Here is an 18709-nt window from a genome sequence, read left to right as displayed (position 1 = left end):
GCGCGTGGCAAACCGCACAAGGTCGTTATCGTCGCAATCGCGCGCAGACTCGCCACCATCGCAAATGCCATCCTCAAATCAGGCACCCCCTGGCAAGCAAAGCCGATCATCTAGACACAGTTGCTAGAAAGAAGGAATGATTATGCCCAATATGCCATGGGCCTGCGCTCTTGCAGATTACCTGCCCTAGCCGCGTCTTTATGTCAGGCAGGGGTAGTGTCACGCAGCGAAGGCGATGGTGGAAAAATCGCCCTTTGCGCACAAAGGTCTTGCCCCTGAACAGCTCGCGCATTCCCGAAGTCCGAAGACTGCTTGCTCAACAAGAGCACAGGCCGTCAGGTTTTCGGTGTCCGCATACTTGTAATGATTGACAAAATTGAGTTGATCGACAAGTTTTTTCTGGACCATTAATTTTTCAGAGATCGACCCTATGACGCGCTCACATTTCCTGCCTGCCGCTCTTGCCGCTTTCCTGCTGGGCGCCTCGGGGTCCGCCCAAGCGCAGGCGCCTGATACGCCACGGCTTGTATTTCTTGGTGCAGATCCCGCCCAGAGCGCCCCCGGACCTGTCAAGGACGGGCTGTCGGTTCTGGCTCTGGATGACCTGCCGACCCCCAACAGCGTCAACGAAGAGGTGCTTGCGGCAATCCTGCGGTCAAACCCGATTTCCACAGTCCTCTCCTCGCGTGACAGCACCACGGTCAAGAGTGGTTCGCTGCATCTGGTGACCGCACTTGAATTGTCGGGCGGCACCCAAGGCGTGACCGCCACAATCCGCGACGAAACGGTTCCGCTCGATGCCTTTTTGACAAGGCTCGAAGCGCTCGTCGGGGCACTCAATCCGGCCCAACGCCAAATCGCGTTCGTGCATGTCGCCGATCCGCAAGAGCGGTTGCCTGCCGCACTTGACGCGGTCAGTGGCAGTTTTGACCGGATCGGCATGGCGATGACAGTGCTTATCGTGGGCAACGAGGCCGAAAGCTGCCGCAATCAGCGCGCGCCGCTGGAATATGCCGTTTTGGCCGGATTGGCCGACCGTGTGCCGTTTGGCGACGGTGACGGGGCGACGACCGCGGCAGAGGCGACACGTTGGATATCAGGCGCCATGACCCGAAGTGTAAAACGCGAGGAGGACTGCGCCGCACGGTATTCTCTCATTCTGAGAACAGAAGACAGCGATGAGACGGTCGTTGCCCGCCATACACAGGGCTCATTGATCCCGATGATGGAGAATGCAGTCGGTCGCGAGGAGTTTCGGGCGCTGTTCCTGCGCGACACCGAAGATCCCGACCAAATCGCGGCCTATCTCGAAGATTGCACCTATTGCCCGCATGAGGAGGAGCTCGACGAGCGGCTGCAAACCATCTCCGACCGGCAGATGGCGCTCGATCTCGAAACCGAAATATGGTCATCAATTCGCGCAGACGACACCACGGATCGTCTGAAAGTATACGTCGCGCATTGCGATCTCTGCCAGTTCAAGGACGAGGCCGAGGCCCGCATTGCCCGGCTCGAGGCGGCAGACGCCGCTCGGGCGGACGAGGCGGCGCGCTTTGAGGCACTGCGCGCCGCGCGTGACTTGAACGGCTTGCGTGAGTGGCGCGACTCTTGCGTGGCATGCGACCAGAAGGCGGCAGCTGAGGCGTTGATTACAGAGATCCTCGCGGACGGTCGCCTCGCTGAAGAAACAGCAAGATTGCGAGATGCCATCGGCATGCACAATGCCGAGGCTGTGAAAACGTGGCTGGAGACCTGTGAAATCTGCGCCGAGCGCGACAAGGCCACGGCTGCGATGGACCGAATGGCCGAGGCCGTTGCAGCGGCCCGCCCTTGCCAGGTTGCGGCGGGACTGCCGCAACACGGCGGCCCGCGTCTCTTGTCCAGCATCGACAGGTCCAAGGCGCGCGAAATATGCTCGTCCATTTTGACAGAGCACCCGGAAAACCCGGCTGTGATCACTGTGATCGGGCGGATAGATCAGGCGGCAGGCGACATGGACAAAGCGCGCAGGGCCTACGCAAAAGGCATGTCAGCAGCACGCCCCGCCGCCTTCGGCCTCGCCGCCTACGCGGCCTTTGCACCGGGAGACAAAGATCCCGACTATGCCGAGGCCGAGCGGCTGGCGCTTGCCGGCACCGCGCGCGGCGACTGGCTCTCGGGCGAGGTGTTGACCTTGCTCTACCTGCGCGAGTTGATCGACGGCAAGGATGCCTCGGACGCGTTTCCAATCGCCTCGGCGGATGCGGAAGAGGGCAATCCGGTCGCTCAATTCTTCATGGGATATTTCCACAATGGCGGCATTGTCGTGGAACAATCCAAGGCGCGCGCCGCAGACTGGTTTTCCAAGGCCGTGGAGCAAGGCTATCTGCACGCCAACGCTTTTCTGGCAGGGATACTCGAGTCCGGTGACACGGAAGTGCCCGCAGATATCGGACGCGCTGCGGATCTTTATTGGCAGGGTTTGATCGGACGCGACGACACGGCGTTGCAGCGCCTCACGGATCAGATCAATGACAGACCCAATGAAATCGTGCGCATCTTGCAAAACCGCTTGCAGGATGAGGGCGTTTTTCGTGGGCTTGTGGATGGAATACCCGGCCCAAGAACAGTAGGGGCGGTCGAGCGTTTCGCGGCTCTCCAGCAAACCAACCCAGACGCAGAATAGGATTCTCCATTGTTTTCAGGATATTCAAAGAGGTTCCAAGGGGCGATTGCCGCACTGGCCACTCTTGTCATGATATGTGCCCAACCGGGTCGCGCGGCACAGGCGACGCTGTCAGACGTGCAGTGCCCCGACGCGGATGTCACCATTGCCGTTCTGGGCGACAGCCTCGCAGACGGGATCTGGGGCGCGTTCTGGCGCTCTTTCAGTCGCTGCGGCACGGTCGAGGTCATGCGCTCGACGACGGTATCGGACGGCTTGGCACATTCCGGGCCCGAAAGCTGGCTTTCAAAACTGGGCGGCGTAAAACCCGATTTGACGGTTTTGAGCATCGGAGCCAACGATCTGGTCAATATGCGCGAAGGCCGCACCCGGTTCATTTATGGCCAGGCGGACTGGAAAGAGGAGTACACGCGCCGGGCAAACCAACTGGCCTCGTCCCTCAACACCGTGTCGGACTCTGTGGTGTGGCTTGGCCTGCCCGTTGTTGGGCGGCGGGATCTGGAGCAGAGCTACCGTGAGGTGACAGAGTTGCAAGAGCGGGCTGCCACCGAGGCCGGGGTGCGTTATGTCGACACGCATATGGCGACCACCTTTGGCCAGGGAAAATTCGTAATGACGGCCAATGTCGGCGGCTCACCCCGGCAATTGCGTCACAGCGATCAGGTGCATTTCACCGAGATCGGCTATGACCTTGTCGCCGGATTGATGCGGCGGCAGGTGGCCGACACATTTGAGCGCGCGAGCCGGGACGCCTCCATGCGGTCTCTGGTGTTGCAATGAGTTGGCGTTGGGCTCTGCTCGCGTTTTCTTGTCTACTTGCCGCCTGCACGGATGCCTCTGACCCAGCTAACGCTCAGGACATGGGCGCCCTGCTGACCGCGCCACCGCCGCCGCCACCTCTCCCCAAGACCGCGCAGGACTTGCGCCCGGGCATTTCCCCCGCCGATCCGGCAAGGATGCTCATGATCGGCGATAGCCTTGCCGACGGGTTCGGCATGCTGCTTGTCCGCCGCGCCGCCGCGCGCGGCTTGCCTGCCACCGTGACCAACCGGGGCCGCGTCTCGACGGGCCTGTCGCGCGCTGATTTCTACGACTGGCCGGCGCGCTTTGCCGCCATGGCCGATCAGCTTGATCCTGATGTCGTCGTCGCGCATTTCGGGGCCAATGACATGCAGGGCGTCATCGCACCCGAGGGGCGTACACCCTATGGCAGCGAAGACTGGGAGGCCGCCTATCGCGCGCAAATCCGCAAGATCCTCAAAGTAGCTGCGGAGCGAGATATCGTGCTCTACTGGATCGGGCCCGGCCCGGACGGCAATCGCGGCCTGAATGCGCATCTGGCCCGGATCAACCCTTGGATCGCTGAAGAAGCAGAGCGCGCAGGTGCGGTTTATTTCCCGATTACTCCGTTTACCGCCCCGCCCGACGGCCGCTTTGCCCGCACCGTCAATGTCGGTGGGCGCGCAATGGCGATGCGAACCTCGGACGGATCGCATTTCACTATCGGCGGGTACGAACTCGTGGCGGATCGCATCCTGGATGCACTCACGGACCGATTTGAGCAGTTGCGACCCGCGACATATGCCCAAGATGACGGCCAGCCCGCAAGCCGCTTCGCCCTCGCCATTCTGCAATAGGATCAGAGGGCAGGCATGGTCTTTCCGACGCTGGACTTTATCCTGTTCTTCGCCGTGGTCCTTTCGCTTGCTCTCTGGATCGGGCGCGACGAAAGGCGGGCGGCCCTTCGCAAAGGCGTTCTGATCGCGGCGTCCTACACGTTCTATGCGGCTTGGGATGCGCGGTTTCTGTTGCTAATGGCCGGTGTCTCGGCGCTGGCATGGGGCGCAGGTCTATGGGTGCGCGATGCACGCCGAGGTCGGCGCGTGCTTGTGGTCGCACTGGCGCTCATGCTGCTGACGCTAGGCGTGTTCAAGTATTTCAACTTCTTCTTCCTGTCGCTGCAACAACTCCTTGGCGACAGCGCCCTTGCGCGTGATCTGGCGTGGATGCGGGTGATCCTGCCCGTGGGGATCAGTTTTTACATTTTTCAGGCGATTTCCTACCTTCTCGACATCCGGCGGGGCAAGATTGCACCCCGCCACAATCCGATCGACGTGTTTCTCTATATCTCGTTCTTTCCGCAGCTCGTTGCCGGCCCCATCGTGCGCGCCGCGGACTTCCTGCCGCAGATCGACCGCCCGGCAATGGTGGATGCCACCATGCGGGGTGCGGCGGTGCTGTTGATCCTGACCGGCCTCTTCAAGAAAATGGTGGTCGCCAACTATCTCTCGGTGCTGTTGGTCGACCCGGTCTTCGCCTTTCCAGACCTTCAGGGTCGTGCCGAGGCGCTGCTTGCTGTCGTTGGATACGGCGTACAGATCTACTGTGACTTTTCGGGCTATTCGGATATCGCCATCGGTGTGGCGCTGCTCATGGGCTATCGGTTCAAGCGCAATTTCAACCAGCCCTACCGCGCGCGCGGCTTGTCCGATTTCTGGCGGCGATGGCATATTTCACTCTCCACCTGGATCCGGGATTATCTTTACATTCCTTTGGGCGGAAACGCAGGCGGCGCGCTACGCCAGATCCGGACTGTAATGATTACCATGACTTTGGCCGGGCTCTGGCATGGCGCGGGATGGAATTTTCTCATATGGGGCCTGTTGCATGGGGCCGGTCTGGTGGCCGAACGCGGGATGGCGCGGCTCAGGATGCTCAAGCCTCTGGCCATTCTGTCTGCACCTCTGACGCTGGTGTTCGTGCTGGCGCTTTGGATTCCATTCCGGGCCGCTGATTGGCAAGGCAGCACGGCGATCATCGCTGCAATGGGCCGCACCAACGGCCCTGCCTCGGTCGAGATCAGCACGGCCGTGCTCGCCCTCGTCGCGATCGGGCTTGCAATGAATTGGTTGCCGATGCGCTGGCGTGACGCAGCAGAGGCCCGGCTCATTCGGTTCCCTCCCTTGGTACAGGCGCTTTGTCTCGCCTTGGGAACCGTCATCTGTTTTGCACTGGCGCAGGACGGCGTCGCTCCGTTCATTTATTTCCAGTTCTGAGAGGGACATCCGATGCAGCGGAATATCGTCTTTTTAGCAACGCTCTGGGGCGCACTCGGTCTGTCGTGGCTGCTCTCGGGTGAGCGTTTTCTTGACTTGATGTTTGCAATGCCGGACCTTGGAAAGATTGACGATCTGGTTCTTGAGGTTGTCATTCAGGCCGAGGATGCCAAGGACGCGCTTGGCGCGCCGGATCTTTTCGGTGCCTTGCGCGCCGCGCTGCATCGCATCACAGGGCTGGGATGACCCACGCAGGAGACTTATGCCGGAGCACGCAAGATTGAAGATGGGAGAATTTTACCATGCTATTGAAACGCCGCGATTTTCTGGCAGGCGCATCCGCGTGCCTTTTATCGACGCCCGCCCTCGCCCTGCGCGGTCCGCATCTGGACATTGATTACCTTGAAGGGCTGACTGACAACCCGGCCTTGAACCGCGCGCACGCCTACATTCCGCCGAGCCGCATTCACGAGGCGTATAGTCATGTGGTTTATGTCGACGCCGCGTTTCGCGGCGAGGGACGGCAGAAGATGTGGGTTCTGGCGCGCAAGGGCGCCGGTTGGGATCTGGCGGTGCGCGATCCGGGATATTGGGACGCAATCACACCCACGGATGCCGCCTATAGTTGGCCCGTCTCGACCGGCCGCGCCTATCCGGGTGACCGCCGCTCAGGCCCGACCATTCCCGGCGTGTTCAACATAGACGAACGGCCGGCCCGGCACCGCCGTGGCTGGGGCTCTCCGGGCATGTACAAGGCGATCTATTACGACCTGCACTACAGTTCCGGCCGGGCCTCGGGAATTGCCTTTCACGGCACCACGCGATCGCTTTACCGCAAGCTTGGAACGCCCGACAGTCACGGCTGCGTGCGCATGCGACAGGCCAACATGGATCGGTTCTGGGGCCTCATTCACCCCGGGGGCGCAACCGGGGAGCAAAGCCCGCTTTGGGGCGAGGTGCCGCGCTATTTTGCCTCCACGCCCAAGTCGTCCTTTACCGCCCGACGCGGCTATGTGCGCGACGGCACGTTGCTCAAAGACAGCGCCGGGAACCTGCGCACAAAGATGGGCTACACCGTTCTTGTGAACGTGTTTCTCACGGATGCGGCCTGATATGCCGTGCACCTGTACGGGGCTGATCCCGTGACGTCCCGCCCCGGCAAGGGCGCGCTTGCGCTGTGCTGCGCGCTTGCGGCGTCGATGCTTGCAAGTGTTTTGCCGAGCGTGACAGACGCACAGCCTCGCGAATTGGTGGTGACATTTGGCGGCGACGTGAATTTTGCGCGCTCGCGCACCAATCCCGAGCCCGAGAAATTGCGCAAGTTCGCAACCTACCCCCTCGCCCACAGCACCGAAGCGATCGCAGGAGAATTTGACGGCGACGTCAACTTCGTCAATGTCGAAACGGTCGTCGGGCCGCGCAATGGGACGCCTTTGTCCAAGACATTTGTCTTCCGCAGTCACCCCGAACAGTTTCGCCACTTGAGGGATCTTGGCGTGAACGCCTTCGGTCTCGCCAACAACCACGCCTACGATCACGGCTGGCCCGGTCTGCGCGACACGCTCGACCATTTCGAGACCGAGGCCAGACAGCGGAATATCCTGCATGCGGGCGTCGGGCGTGGAGAGGCTGGATTTCAGCCTCATATCCGCGAAATCAATGGGTTGCGCGTGGCGCTCGGCGCGATTGGCATCGGCAATGGCGGCTATGCGCTGCGCGACGACAGCGCGCGTCCCGGCATGGTCACGTTGTTCGCGCCCGGCCACTACACCCGCGTTCTCGCCGCGATGAAGACGGCCGAGGCTGATCTCAAGATCCTGTCGATTCACTACGGCACAGAGAACATGACTGCCCTCAACCCCGGCCAAAGGGCGATGTTTCGCCGTGCGGTCGACGAGGCTGGCGTGCATCTGGTGCTGGGCCACCACCCGCATGTGCCGCGCGCGGTCGAGACCGGGCCGGATCACGCCATCTTTTACTCTCTCGGTAATTTCATATTCATCGGCGGCGCCGACCGCCGCCACCTGCCCGTGGGCCATGACTACGGCCTGTTTGGCAAGGCGTATTTCAGCATCACCCCCGAAGGCGCCCGCCTGTCGGCTCTAGAGGTCTTGCCCCTGCGCAACACAGAACTCGCCCCGCATCCGATGACGCCCGCACGCACGCGGGCCACGCTCGCGCATCTGAGCCGTCTGTCGCGTCAATCGGTCGGAGCGTCCGGCCTGACCATCGCCCCCCTGTCAGACAGCGCAACGCGCGGCGCGGTCTGCTACGGTGCGCCCTACGGGCCTAGAACCTCCGACCTCTGTTGCCAATTGGAACACCGGGTGGAATGCGATCTGCCAGATTTGATGTAAGCGCCGGTGATATCGCCAAGGGGTGCGACAAAATTCTTTGATCTGCATCAATTTCGCACATTGCCGCGCGGGGCCGGACATTCTAAAACCTCAAGGGATCACGGGCGTGTGTGCCGATGCGAGTCTGCGTGCCCGTCAGAAACATCAGCAGGAGGCATCAAATGGCAGACGCAGCCATTCACGGCCACGAACACGAAGATCAGCGCGGGTTCTTTACCCGGTGGTTCATGTCAACGAACCACAAGGATATCGGTATCCTTTACCTGATCACCTCGGCGATCGTCGGTCTCATCTCGGTCATGTTCACCGTCTATATGCGGATGGAACTGATGGAACCGGGCGTTCAGTACATGTGCATGGAAGGCGCGCGGTTCATCGCGTCCGACGTTGCCAATTGTACGCCCAACGGGCACCTCTGGAACGTTATGATTACCTATCATGGCGTCCTTATGATGTTCTTCGTGGTCATTCCCGCCCTGTTCGGTGGCTTTGGCAACTATTTCATGCCGCTGCAGATCGGCGCGCCGGACATGGCGTTCCCGCGGATGAACAACCTGTCGTTCTGGCTCTATGTCGCGGGGACGTCGTTGGGCGTGGCCTCGCTGCTCGCCCCGGGCGGCAACGGTCAGCTCGGCTCCGGCGTGGGGTGGGTGCTGTATCCGCCGCTCTCGGTCAACGAGGCGGGCATGTCGATGGATCTGGCAATCTTTGCCGTGCACGTCTCAGGCGCAAGCTCGATCCTGGGCGCGATCAACATGATCACGACATTCCTCAACATGCGCGCACCGGGCATGACCCTCTTCAAGGTGCCGCTCTTTTCATGGTCGATTTTCGTGACAGCGTGGCTCATCCTGCTGTCCCTGCCGGTCCTTGCGGGCGCCATCACGATGCTGCTCACCGACCGCAACTTCGGGACGACGTTCTTTGATCCCGCAGGCGGCGGCGACCCGGTCCTTTACCAGCACATCCTGTGGTTCTTTGGTCACCCGGAAGTGTACATCATCATCCTGCCCGGCTTTGGCATCATCAGCCACGTGATCGCGACCTTCTCGCGCAAGCCGATCTTTGGCTACCTGCCGATGGTCTGGGCGCTGATCGCGATTGGTGTTCTCGGCTTTGTCGTGTGGGCGCACCACATGTATACCGTCGGCATGTCGCTCACTCAGCAGAGCTATTTCATGCTGGCCACAATGGTCATCGCGGTGCCAACGGGCGTCAAGGTGTTCAGTTGGATCGCGACCATGTGGGGCGGCTCGATCGAGTTCAAGACACCGATGCTCTGGGCGTTCGGCTTCCTGTTCCTGTTCACCGTCGGCGGCGTCACCGGCATCGTGCTCAGCCAGGCGGCGGTGGACCGCGCCTATCACGATACCTACTACGTGGTGGCGCATTTCCACTACGTGATGAGCCTCGGCGCTGTGTTTGCCATCTTCGCCGGGATCTACTTCTACTTCCCCAAGATGACGGGCCGGATGATCCCCGAATGGGCAGGCAAGCTGCACTTCTGGGCGATGTTCATCGGCGCGAACCTGACCTTCTTCCCGCAGCACTTCCTGGGCCGTCAGGGCATGCCGCGCCGCTATATCGACTACCCCGAGGCCTTCGCGGTCTGGAACTGGTGGTCGTCGATCGGGGCCTTCATCTCTTTTGCGTCGTTCGTCTTCTTCTTCGGCATCGTGATCTACACGCTGATGCGCGGGGCCAAGTCGACCCAGGCCAACCCCTGGAACGAATACGCCGACACGCTGGAATGGACCCTGCCCTCGCCGCCGCCCGAGCACACGTTCGAGCAGCTTCCCAAGCGTGAAGACTGGGACAAGTCACCGGCCCACTGAACCGGATGAACCGACAAGACGCAGGCCCCGGAGCAATCCGGGGCCTGTCTCGTGAACGGGGAAGACCGCACGCGGCCCGGACGAGAAAGCCCCCCATCCGCCACGGCGACAGAGCACTTATCAGCGTGGCGCGCAGAAAGCCGCGCACCCGGCGGCATGACTGTCAGACAAGCGACAGCGGGAGGTTTGGGCCGTATCCCGACAGCCGACCTTCAAACCGACTGCGGCGAGCGGCAGGACCGAGTCCATTTTGGCGGATGCTGCGAGTTCCACCGACGTCTGCTATAGGAATCAACGGAAGAATCTACATGTTAAACGCTGCACGCGCGCAAGGTGCCGCCCTGTAAGGAAATGAAGAGTTGTCAATCGAGCTTTTAGAGCTGGCCGATCAATTAGAGACGGCAGCCAAAGACTTTCAAATTGAGCATAAGGAAACGCTGAAGGCGCTGACCGACGCCGCCACAGAAGTCCATAAATCTTGGAGCGGGTCGAACCTCGGATATCACGCATTGGTCTACTACGAAAATTTGGATCCAAGACCTCCCGGAGCTCAATTCAGCGCAGAGTGGGGGCTCAAAGATATGAGCTTAACTAGTATGGGCACGGTAGGTTCATGGTGTGAGTATCCCGCTGAGGCCGTCAAAAATGCAATATACGAGCGGGCAGATCATCCCGATTTGAGCGGTGTCGAAGAAGCGAGTTCGGATTTGACATCTCTAGTAAATCGAGCGCTTGGTGAACTCTTGTCAGTCCTAACGGTAGCGCTGGATGATCGTGAAGATACTTTCCTCGAACGTCTCAAAGAAGAGGCTGAAGGCATCAATATTCTAACTTATTCCAATATGTGCAGAGCAATGCTTCCGAGCGGTCAGATGATGTCTAGGGACAGCAACGCAGCACTAGCCGGTGTTCAGATTGCGCCGCACCAAGAAATAATCGCCGAAACCGCGGCGCTTCAGGTGCCTTGTGATGTGGCGTCCGATCTGGCTGCAATCATCAGGAAGGCCGGTTCTCATATGTCACGGAAGGAGAGAAGCACACAACGTTCGGCGCGGATTGGTACGAACGTTTTCATTGGGCATGGTCGCTCATTGTTGTGGCGGGAACTGAAAGACTTTGTCGTTGACCGGCTGAAGCTCCCTTACGAGGAATTCAACCGCGTGCCAGTTGCAGGAGTTACAAACATAGCTCGGTTATCCGAGATGCTGGAAGGGGCCAGTTGTGCCCTCATACTCTTGACGGCAGAAGATGAGAAGGCCGACGGCACGATGCAAGCGAGGATGAATGTAATTCATGAAGTTGGACTCTTCCAAGGGCGATTGGGATTTACCAAAGCTATCGTAGTGCTGGAAGAAGGCTGCGAGGAGTTCTCGAACATTCACGGCCTCGGTCAAATTCGCTTCCGAAAAAACAATATCTCCGCAGCCTTTGAAGAGATAAGGGCCGTGCTAGAACGCGAAGGGTTAGTCTAGTTTTAGCTCAATTCTGGACTTAGCGTTTTGTATTCGGATCACATATCAACGTCGAACCACTTCTCCAAAGGAGTTTTTCTGAGGGATCACCAATGCGGTTATTGGCGCGACCGAAGCGAATTCACCCTAAGTCCGCATACCGCTCACTCAACTGATCCAGCATGAAGGTCCGCTATCACCAGCCCCGCGGTTTCGCACCGGGGCCGCTTCGGACCGGAGCCAAACCCCACCTCTTTCCCCGTCCTACATCTTGCGCCGTTGCGCATCGTTCGCCACATTAACCCTCGCCCCTTATCCTCCCCGCACCGACACGATACCGACGTGATACCGACGCGGTGCAGATGCCGCATGTCCTGCAGGGCAAGGCCGTTAACCATCGAATCGCTGCACTTGCCGCCAACCCGCCCCACCCTGTCGCATTCACCCTTTCACAGTCTTTGCCCCGCGTGCTATCCCCCCTTGCAAGCTACGCACGGACCACACTCATGACCCAAGAAATCCGCCTCGCCTTCGAGCACCCCGCCGCCCGCGCCCGCGCTACCGCGCCAGATGGGCCATTGGATCGCATATCGGTGCGCGATCACATCGTCGAGGTCGAGATAGGGGCGTTTCAGGCCGAACGCGGTACCAATCAGCGGGTCTCGTTCAATGTCGTGGTCGAAGTCCGCCCCATGAATAACCCGCTCGAAGATGACGTGGATCGCATCCTGAGCTATGACAAGGTGACAGAGGCGATCGCAGCCGAACTCGCGGCAGAGCGCCTCAACCTTCTGGAGACGCTTGCCGAGCGTATCGCCGAGCGCATCCTGTGGGAGCCACAGGCCGTTCGCACATTTGTCCGCATCGAAAAGCTCGATCGCGGTCCGGGTGCCCTCGGTGTCGAGATTGTCAGATCAATCGACGACCTCAATACCAAACCAGTCACCCCGCATTCGGATACTACCCCGCATCCGCATGTGGTCTTTCTGACAAATGGCGCAATCCGGTCACCCAACCTCGCCCGCTGGCTCGATCAGCTCGAAGCCCGGGCCGAGCCGGTGATCCTTTGTGTCGGGCGCGCCGACATCCCTGCCCCGCAAACAGGTCACCGGATGACACAGCGCCGGGTGGATTTGCTGGCCATGGAGCAAAACGCCTGGGTGCTGGGCGGACGTGATGACCGCTGCGTTGTGGTGGCGACACGCACCGAGCTGGACTGGTCCATGAAACAGGGCCAGATCAGCGTTTGGGCACCGTCCAAGATTGTTCTCGACGCTGTGGAGGGACCAGGGCTTGCGACCGATGATCCTGTCGGGCTTGCCGCATGGTTCGCGGGTCATATCGAGGCATCGGATCTTCTGCTGATTGGCGAGGCCCCTCCCAAATCCTGCCGCGTCCCTGTATTGATACAGGACATTGCCCAATCTGGACTCTAGCAGCAGCCTGATCTGAGGCCGCCGTCTGTGATGCGGCAGGGCATGCCCCGCCTGCCCTGTCTGTTGACCTTGCCGGCCCCAGACCACTCTATCCCAGACGTCGCTTGGAACGGAATGCAAATGCCCTACTACCGCCCGATCCCTCGCATCGATCACGCTCGCCCGCCGCACGCCCTCCCCCTCGCAGGGGGCTGGTGCTGGTTCGACAGCGTCGAGGTTTTGGACAGACAGGAACACCCCCGTCTTTTGTCTGCGGCCGACCTGCCGCACGAGATCACAGAGCGCCTCACAGCGCCAAGAGCACCGCTTGCCGGGCTGGAGATGAACCAGCCCCAACTCATGGGCATTCTCAATGTCACGCCCGATAGTTTTTCTGACGGTGGCGCGCATTTTAACCCGGCACAGGCCCTTGCCCATGCCCGCGCCATGAGTGCCGCGGGCGCGTCAATTCTTGATGTGGGCGGCGAATCCACGCGCCCTGGCGCGGCGACTGTGGATCCCGAAGACGAGATCATGCGCACCGCACCCGTTATCGCCGCAATCCGTGCCGAGATCGCCACGCCGATCTCGATTGACACCCGAAAGAGCGTTGTCGCCCGCGAGGCCGCGCGTGTCGGCGCGAACCTCATCAATGATGTGGCGGGCTTCACATTCGACCCGGAGCTTGCCCCCTTCGCGTCGCAGCACGCCTTGCCCGTCTGCGTCATGCATGCACAAGGCAGCCCCGAAACAATGCAACAGGATCCGCGCTACAGCGACGTGGTCCTCGACGTCTTTGACTGGCTGTCGGGCCGGGTCGAGGCGCTCGTCGCACTTGGCATCCCGCGTGGTCGGATTGTCGTCGATCCCGGCATAGGATTTGGCAAGACACAGGCGCATAATCTGCGCCTCTTGCAGAACCTGTCACTGTTGCACGGCTTGGGCTGTCCGCTTCTTCTCGGGGCGTCGCGCAAGCGCTTCATCGGGGATATAAGCAACACACCCCATGCCGCCGATCGCATTCCGGGCTCGCTCGCCGTGGCGCTCTCGGGCGTGGCGCAGGGCGTGCAATTCTTGCGTGTGCATGACGTGGCAGAGACCCGCGCGGCACTCGACCTCTGGTGCGCTGTTCACTTCGCCTCGGACGTTTCTCTTGCCAATTCCTGATCTAAAACTCGCAAATAGCCACAGAATGTGAGCCCATTATTTCACATAAGCGATATTCTCGCGATCTTACTCCGAAGCTGACACAAGCCCAAGCCCGGATCGCCGCTAAGCTCGTCCCGGCCCGAAGACACGCCGCAATGCCCCCCATTGGCTCATCCCGACACCGACGAGAATGAGCGCCATTGCCGCAAACAAGCTTGGTGGCAACGTCTCAGACAAGACAAGTGCGCCGAGGATCACCGACCAGACCGGCACCATGTAATTGACCAAGCTGAAGAAACTCGGTCCCGCTTCCCGATTGACCTGCACGAGGAGCAACTGCGCATAGCCGGTGGGCAAGACCCCAAGGTACAGCAGCGCCAGAATACTCTTTTGTGTCAATTCCGTAGGCCAGCCTTCGACCCACAGCGCCACCGGCGTGATCAGGCAAGCGGCCAAGAGCATGACAGCCGCGGACAGAGAAAGGCGATCCACCTCAGGCGACAGCCTGGTTGCGATAGAGCCGATCGCATACCCGCCGGCCGCTCCGAGACATGCCACTCTTGCCAATGATTCCAAATCTTTACCGGTTGACGCGAAAGCGTCGGGACCGATCAGAACAACCACCCCCACGGTCCCCAAAATGAACCCCACCAGCTTGCGCAGGGTCATCCGTTCACCCGGCACCAGAAGATGCGCCAGCGGCAGGATCAAGAGCGGCACCGCCGCCATGCAGACCCCGGCAAAGCCCGAGGCCACCGATTGCTGCGCCCAAGCCAGAAGTGAAAACGGAATAACGTTTGAAAACAACGCCATGATGCATGAGAATGCCCAAATCATACGCCCTTCAGGCTGGCGAGGATCGGGCAACGACCGGCCCTTCAGCCACACCAGGACCAGCAGGAACACCGCCCCCAAGGTAATCCGTGTCGCCGCGACCATAAGCGGCCCGGTGTCACGCAGCGCCACCGAGATAAACATGAACGACGCCCCCCAGATCAACCCAAGCGCTCCGATCCGAAGGAAGTTTATGGGTGCAATTTCAATGATTTGACCAACCTCGAGCGACGGCAGACACCCCCGTGACCGATTGCCCCGATTGACGGGACGGCTCGGCAAACCACGTGAATGCGCCAGTAATGAAAGGAGGACCGACATGGATATCTATCTGATACCCGGGCTGGCCCTGATCACCTTGGTACTGGTGCTGATACTGGCCCTGCGCGGCAAGCGCAAAACCGAAGAACGGCGCAAATCAGCGGAGGCCCCCAAGAGTGCCCTCGCGCGGGACGGTGATGCCCACAGGAAGGCCCCGTAAAGATGACGCGATCCGGCCCATGCAACGGGCCGGATCCCGCTTTGCGGACAGAGACTTAGTTCTTTTCGCGATCGACCATCTTGCCCGCGCTGATCCATGGCATCATGCCGCGCAGCTTCTCGCCGACTTCCTCGATCTGATGCGCGTCGTTCATCCGGCGTGTGCCCTTGAAGAACGGCTGACCGACGGTGTTTTCCGTCATGAAATCACGCACGAATTTGCCGGTCTGAATGTCGTGCAGGATCGCCTTCATCTCTTTCTTGGTCTGCTCATAGGGCAGCACGCGCGGGCCGCTGACATATTCGCCATACTCGGCCGTGTTCGAGATCGAGTAGTTCATGTTGGCAATGCCGCCCTCGTAGATCAGGTCGACGATCAGCTTCACCTCGTGCAAGCACTCAAAGTAAGCCATCTCAGGCGCATAGCCCGCCTCGACCAGCGTCTCAAAGCCCATGCGGATCAGTTCCACCAGACCACCGCAGAGCACCGCCTGCTCGCCGAAGAGGTCGGTTTCGCATTCCTCGCGGAAGTTGGTCTCGATGATCCCCGAGCGCCCGCCACCGATGGCCGAGCAGTAGGAAAGCCCGATTTCCAATGCCTTACCGGACGCATCGTTGTTGACTGCAACAAGACAGGGCACGCCGCCGCCCTTGACATATTCGCCGCGCACCGTGTGACCGGGGCCCTTGGGCGCCATCATGATCACGTCTACGCCCTCTTTCGGCTCGATCAGGCCGAAATGGATGTTGAGGCCGTGGGCAAAAGCAATCGCCGCGCCGGGCTTGATGTTGTCATGCACATATTTGCGATAGGTCTCGCCCTGCAACTCGTCGGGCATGGTGAACATCATCAGGTCGCACCAGGCCGCTGCCTCGGCGATGCCCATGACCTTGAGACCCTCACCTTCGGCCTTCTTGGCCGATGCCGACCCTTCGCGCAGCGCGACGACGAGGTTTTTCGCGCCTGAATCGCGCAGGTTAAGCGCATGGGCATGGCCCTGGCTACCATAGCCCAGAATGGCGACCTTCTTGTCCTTGATCAGGTTGATGTCGCAGTCACGATCGTAATAGACGCGCATGGCGTTCTCCTCTTTGCTTGACTGCCGTCAGGATAGGCTGCGGCCGCAGATAAGGGGATCAAAAGTGATTTAATTTCCTTAGTTACCGTGATATTCATTCGCATAATTGTCTATTGGATAAAATTTCATGCTTGATGACACTGATCGGCGCATCCTGCGCCACTATCAGCACGCGCCCCATCTCGGCCCCGCCGAACTGGCCGATCTGGCGGGCGTGACCCCTGCCACCTGCGCGCGGCGGCTCGACCGGATGCAGGCCACGGGGGTGATCCGCGCCAATTGTGCGATGATCGACTGGCGCGCGCTCGGCTACGAGGTAGAGGTTTCCTTGCGCATCACTCTTGACAAGACGCAGGTCCGCGCCTTTGACGAGTTCCTGGAGGCTGCGAGGAACGTTCCGGAAGTCATTGAAATACAAACCTTCCTTGGCCGCGTCGATCTGCGCCTGTCGGTCATCGCGCGCGACATGGCGCATTATCAGGACCTTTACCGCCGCGCCATCCTGACCCTGCCGCATATCGCCGATATCGAGGCGCTGATGCATGTGGCACGGATCAAGTCCGACGAGGTGCTGCCGGTATGATCGAGCTTGATACCACCGATCGGCTGATCCTCCGCGCGCTGACCGAGGACGCCACCCAATCGGCAAGCGCCATCGGCCGCCGTCTGGGGCTGTCGCAGCCCGCCGCGTGGCGGCGCATCCGCAAGCTGCACGATAGCGGCGTCATCAAGGCGCAACGCCTTGATCTCGATCACGAAAAACTGGGGTTCGGCGTCACCGTCTTTCTCGGAGTGAAACTCGCCACCAAGGGCCGCGTCAGCCTTGAGGATTTCGAACGCGCGGTCTCGGCCATCCCCGAGGTGCAGACGGTCGAACATATCCTCGGGCTTTACGATTACCGGCTGCGCGTCGTGGCACGCGACATCTCGGATTTCGAGCGCGTGTTGCGCCGCCGGATCATGACCCTTCCCGGTGTCGGCAATGTTGAGGCGAATGTGCTTTTGTCCGAGGAACGTCGCCCCGGCCCGATTGGCTAGGCCCGAGGCTGGACATCCCCGGGCCTGCGCGGCATCCTGCGCGCAACCCAACAGGAGATCCCCCATGACTGCCCTTCTCGACACAGTCGATCCCGACGGCCTCTTGGAATATTCGGTCGTGTTCACCGACCGGTCACTCAACCATATGAGCAAATTGTTTCAAGGTGTTATGTGCGATATTTCAGCCATGCTGAAAGAGGTCTATGCCGCCGATGCCGTGGCGCTCGTGCCCGGTGGCGGCTCTTACGCAATGGAATCCGTGGCGCGCCAGTTCGGGCGCGGCGCGCATGTGCTCATCGTGCGCAACGGCTGGTTTTCGTTCCGCTGGAGCCAGATTTTCGACGCAGGGCAATTCACGTCAGACACCACCGTCTGCATGGCGCGTCAGACCGGCAACGGCTCGACCACGCCCTTTGCCCCGGCCCCCATCGAGGAGGTCGTGGCGAAGATCCGGGAGGCCAAGCCAGATGTCGTCTTTGCCCCGCATGTGGAGACGTCCGCCGGGCTGATTCTGCCCGATGACTACGTGACAGCCCTGGCCGAGGCCGCGCATGAGGTGGGCGCGCTGATGGTGCTCGACTGTATCGCCTCGGGCTGCGCCTGGATCGACATGAAGGCCACCGGCGTCGACGTGCTGATTTCCGCGCCGCAAAAGGGCTGGTCGGCCTCGCCCTCGGCCGGACTGGTGATGCTTTCGGCGCGCGCGTTGGCGCGACTGGAAGGGACCTCCTCGGACAGTTTCGCGCTCGACCTCAAGAAATGGCGCGCGATCATGCAGACCTACGAGGATGGCGGCCACGCCTATCACGCCACCATGCCCACCGATGCGCTGCGCGCCTTCCGCGACACGATGATCGAGACGCGTGACTATGGCTTCGACAAATTACGCGAGGCGCAATGGGAATTGGGCGACGGAGTGCGCGCAATGCTGGCCGCGCGCGGTGTGACCTCGGTCGCCGCAGACGGCTTTGGCGCGCCGGGGGTGGTGGTCAGCTATACGGCCGATCCCGACATCCAGAACGGCAAGAAATTTGCCGCCCAAGGGATGCAGATCGCCGCCGGCGTGCCCTTGCAGGTGGGCGAGCCCGAGGGCTTTCAGACCTTCCGGCTGGGCCTCTTCGGGCTGGACAAGCTGTATGACGTGCCCGCCGCGTTGAACCGGCTGGAGACGGTGCTCGACCGGGTTTTGTAACTCTGGGGGCTAAATGCTAATTTTGGCCTGGAGCGGACGTTGCATCCCGCCAGAAGGTGCCGCGCGGTCGCAGGGCCGGGGACTGGCGATGCAACGGCCTTTGCGGGCGCTTTATGCCAGCCAAGTCATTCTAAACTCAACACGTTGCACGCCACATC

General features: G+C 60.7%; 17 protein-coding genes. 15 read left to right on the top strand and 2 right to left on the bottom strand.

The window, feature by feature from the left end; translation table 11 throughout:
- Positions 1-430: 430 nt before the first annotated feature.
- From Q0X85_RS15710 to folP, 11 genes are all read left to right on the top strand, one after another.
- Positions 431-2665, top strand: coding sequence for a hypothetical protein (locus Q0X85_RS15710; RefSeq protein ID WP_297773488.1), 2235 nt, complete (start codon positions 431-433; stop codon positions 2663-2665).
- A 69-nt stretch (positions 2666-2734) separates the two neighbouring features.
- Positions 2735-3445, top strand: a complete 711-nt coding sequence (locus Q0X85_RS15705; protein WP_297773487.1) for a GDSL-type esterase/lipase family protein — start codon at positions 2735-2737, stop codon at positions 3443-3445.
- Between the two features lie 80 nt (positions 3446-3525).
- Positions 3526-4302, top strand: a complete 777-nt coding sequence (locus tag Q0X85_RS15700; RefSeq protein WP_297773486.1) for a DUF459 domain-containing protein — start codon at positions 3526-3528, stop codon at positions 4300-4302.
- Positions 4303-4317: 15 nt separating this feature from the next.
- Complete coding sequence (locus Q0X85_RS15695) at positions 4318-5721, top strand: MBOAT family protein (protein WP_297773484.1); 1404 nt, start codon at positions 4318-4320, stop codon at positions 5719-5721.
- A gap of 12 nt (positions 5722-5733) precedes the next feature.
- Entirely contained in the window at positions 5734-5967 is a 234-nt protein-coding gene (locus Q0X85_RS15690) for a hypothetical protein (protein ID WP_297773483.1), read from the top strand.
- 56 nt (positions 5968-6023) lie between these two features.
- Entirely contained in the window at positions 6024-6833 is an 810-nt protein-coding gene (locus Q0X85_RS15685; RefSeq protein WP_297773482.1) for a L,D-transpeptidase, read from the top strand.
- Between the two features lie 30 nt (positions 6834-6863).
- Positions 6864-8078, top strand: a complete 1215-nt coding sequence (locus Q0X85_RS15680) for a CapA family protein (protein WP_297773480.1) — start codon at positions 6864-6866, stop codon at positions 8076-8078.
- 161 nt (positions 8079-8239) lie between these two features.
- The gene (ctaD, locus tag Q0X85_RS15675) at positions 8240-9913 is read left to right on the top strand and encodes a cytochrome c oxidase subunit I (RefSeq protein WP_297773477.1); all 1674 of its coding nucleotides are present in this window, start codon (positions 8240-8242) and stop codon (positions 9911-9913) included.
- A 359-nt stretch (positions 9914-10272) separates the two neighbouring features.
- Entirely contained in the window at positions 10273-11385 is a 1113-nt protein-coding gene (locus tag Q0X85_RS15670) for a TIR domain-containing protein (RefSeq protein ID WP_297773476.1), read from the top strand.
- 485 nt (positions 11386-11870) lie between these two features.
- The gene (locus tag Q0X85_RS15665; protein WP_297773475.1) at positions 11871-12800 is read left to right on the top strand and encodes a dihydroneopterin aldolase; all 930 of its coding nucleotides are present in this window, start codon (positions 11871-11873) and stop codon (positions 12798-12800) included.
- Between the two features lie 120 nt (positions 12801-12920).
- Positions 12921-13946 (top strand): dihydropteroate synthase, encoded by a 1026-nt coding sequence (gene folP / locus Q0X85_RS15660; protein WP_297773473.1) that lies wholly within the window; start codon positions 12921-12923, stop codon positions 13944-13946.
- Positions 13947-14051: 105 nt separating this feature from the next.
- On the opposite strand, the gene Q0X85_RS15655 is transcribed toward folP, so the two are convergent.
- Positions 14052-14975 (bottom strand): DMT family transporter, encoded by a 924-nt coding sequence (locus Q0X85_RS15655; RefSeq protein ID WP_297773490.1) that lies wholly within the window; start codon positions 14973-14975, stop codon positions 14052-14054.
- 106 nt (positions 14976-15081) lie between these two features.
- Between Q0X85_RS15655 and Q0X85_RS15650 the strand changes: the two genes are divergently transcribed.
- Positions 15082-15243 (top strand): hypothetical protein, encoded by a 162-nt coding sequence (locus Q0X85_RS15650; RefSeq protein ID WP_297773471.1) that lies wholly within the window; start codon positions 15082-15084, stop codon positions 15241-15243.
- A 55-nt stretch (positions 15244-15298) separates the two neighbouring features.
- Here the strand turns inward: Q0X85_RS15650 and ilvC are convergent, their stop codons facing one another.
- Positions 15299-16321, bottom strand: coding sequence for a ketol-acid reductoisomerase (gene ilvC / locus Q0X85_RS15645; protein WP_050662886.1), 1023 nt, complete (start codon positions 16319-16321; stop codon positions 15299-15301).
- Positions 16322-16448: 127 nt separating this feature from the next.
- On the opposite strand from ilvC, the gene Q0X85_RS15640 reads away from it, so the two are divergent.
- The 3 genes from Q0X85_RS15640 (at position 16449) to Q0X85_RS15630 (ending at position 18551) form a co-directional block, all read left to right on the top strand.
- On the top strand, positions 16449-16904 hold the full coding sequence (locus tag Q0X85_RS15640) for an Lrp/AsnC family transcriptional regulator (protein WP_297773469.1): 456 nt from the start codon (positions 16449-16451) through the stop codon (positions 16902-16904).
- Positions 16901-17359, top strand: a complete 459-nt coding sequence (locus tag Q0X85_RS15635; protein WP_297773468.1) for an Lrp/AsnC family transcriptional regulator — start codon at positions 16901-16903, stop codon at positions 17357-17359. The genes Q0X85_RS15640 and Q0X85_RS15635 overlap by 4 nt, the downstream gene beginning before the upstream one ends.
- A 64-nt stretch (positions 17360-17423) precedes the next feature.
- Positions 17424-18551, top strand: a complete 1128-nt coding sequence (locus Q0X85_RS15630) for an aminotransferase class V-fold PLP-dependent enzyme (protein WP_297773467.1) — start codon at positions 17424-17426, stop codon at positions 18549-18551.
- Positions 18552-18709 lie beyond the last annotated feature (158 nt).

The organism is uncultured Roseovarius sp., assembly GCF_947259555.1.
In the GTDB taxonomy this organism is placed as follows: domain Bacteria; phylum Pseudomonadota; class Alphaproteobacteria; order Rhodobacterales; family Rhodobacteraceae; genus Roseovarius.
Note: the sequence above shows the minus strand (reverse complement) of the source record. Positions and strands in the feature narration are given on the sequence as shown.

What these genes read in the sequence shown, in the direction of transcription:
- Q0X85_RS15690 (WP_297773483.1), top strand. Translation starts at nt 5,734, where the DNA reads ATGCAGCGGAATATCGTCTTTTTAGCAACGCTCTGGGGCGCACTCGGT.
- Q0X85_RS15665 (WP_297773475.1), top strand. Translation starts at nt 11,871, where the DNA reads ATGACCCAAGAAATCCGCCTCGCCTTCGAGCACCCCGCCGCCCGCGCC.
- folP (WP_297773473.1), top strand. Translation starts at nt 12,921, where the DNA reads ATGCCCTACTACCGCCCGATCCCTCGCATCGATCACGCTCGCCCGCCG.
- Q0X85_RS15650 (WP_297773471.1), top strand. Translation starts at nt 15,082, where the DNA reads ATGGATATCTATCTGATACCCGGGCTGGCCCTGATCACCTTGGTACTG.
- Q0X85_RS15640 (WP_297773469.1), top strand. Translation starts at nt 16,449, where the DNA reads ATGCTTGATGACACTGATCGGCGCATCCTGCGCCACTATCAGCACGCG.
- Q0X85_RS15635 (WP_297773468.1), top strand. Translation starts at nt 16,901, where the DNA reads ATGATCGAGCTTGATACCACCGATCGGCTGATCCTCCGCGCGCTGACC.
- Q0X85_RS15705 (WP_297773487.1), top strand. Translation starts at nt 2,735, where the DNA reads ATGATATGTGCCCAACCGGGTCGCGCGGCACAGGCGACGCTGTCAGAC.
- Q0X85_RS15695 (WP_297773484.1), top strand. Translation starts at nt 4,318, where the DNA reads ATGGTCTTTCCGACGCTGGACTTTATCCTGTTCTTCGCCGTGGTCCTT.
- Q0X85_RS15685 (WP_297773482.1), top strand. Translation starts at nt 6,024, where the DNA reads ATGCTATTGAAACGCCGCGATTTTCTGGCAGGCGCATCCGCGTGCCTT.
- ctaD (WP_297773477.1), top strand. Translation starts at nt 8,240, where the DNA reads ATGGCAGACGCAGCCATTCACGGCCACGAACACGAAGATCAGCGCGGG.
- Q0X85_RS15630 (WP_297773467.1), top strand. Translation starts at nt 17,424, where the DNA reads ATGACTGCCCTTCTCGACACAGTCGATCCCGACGGCCTCTTGGAATAT.
- ilvC (WP_050662886.1), bottom strand. Translation starts at nt 16,321, where the DNA reads ATGCGCGTCTATTACGATCGTGACTGCGACATCAACCTGATCAAGGAC.
- Q0X85_RS15700 (WP_297773486.1), top strand. Translation starts at nt 3,526, where the DNA reads ATGGGCGCCCTGCTGACCGCGCCACCGCCGCCGCCACCTCTCCCCAAG.
- Q0X85_RS15710 (WP_297773488.1), top strand. Translation starts at nt 431, where the DNA reads ATGACGCGCTCACATTTCCTGCCTGCCGCTCTTGCCGCTTTCCTGCTG.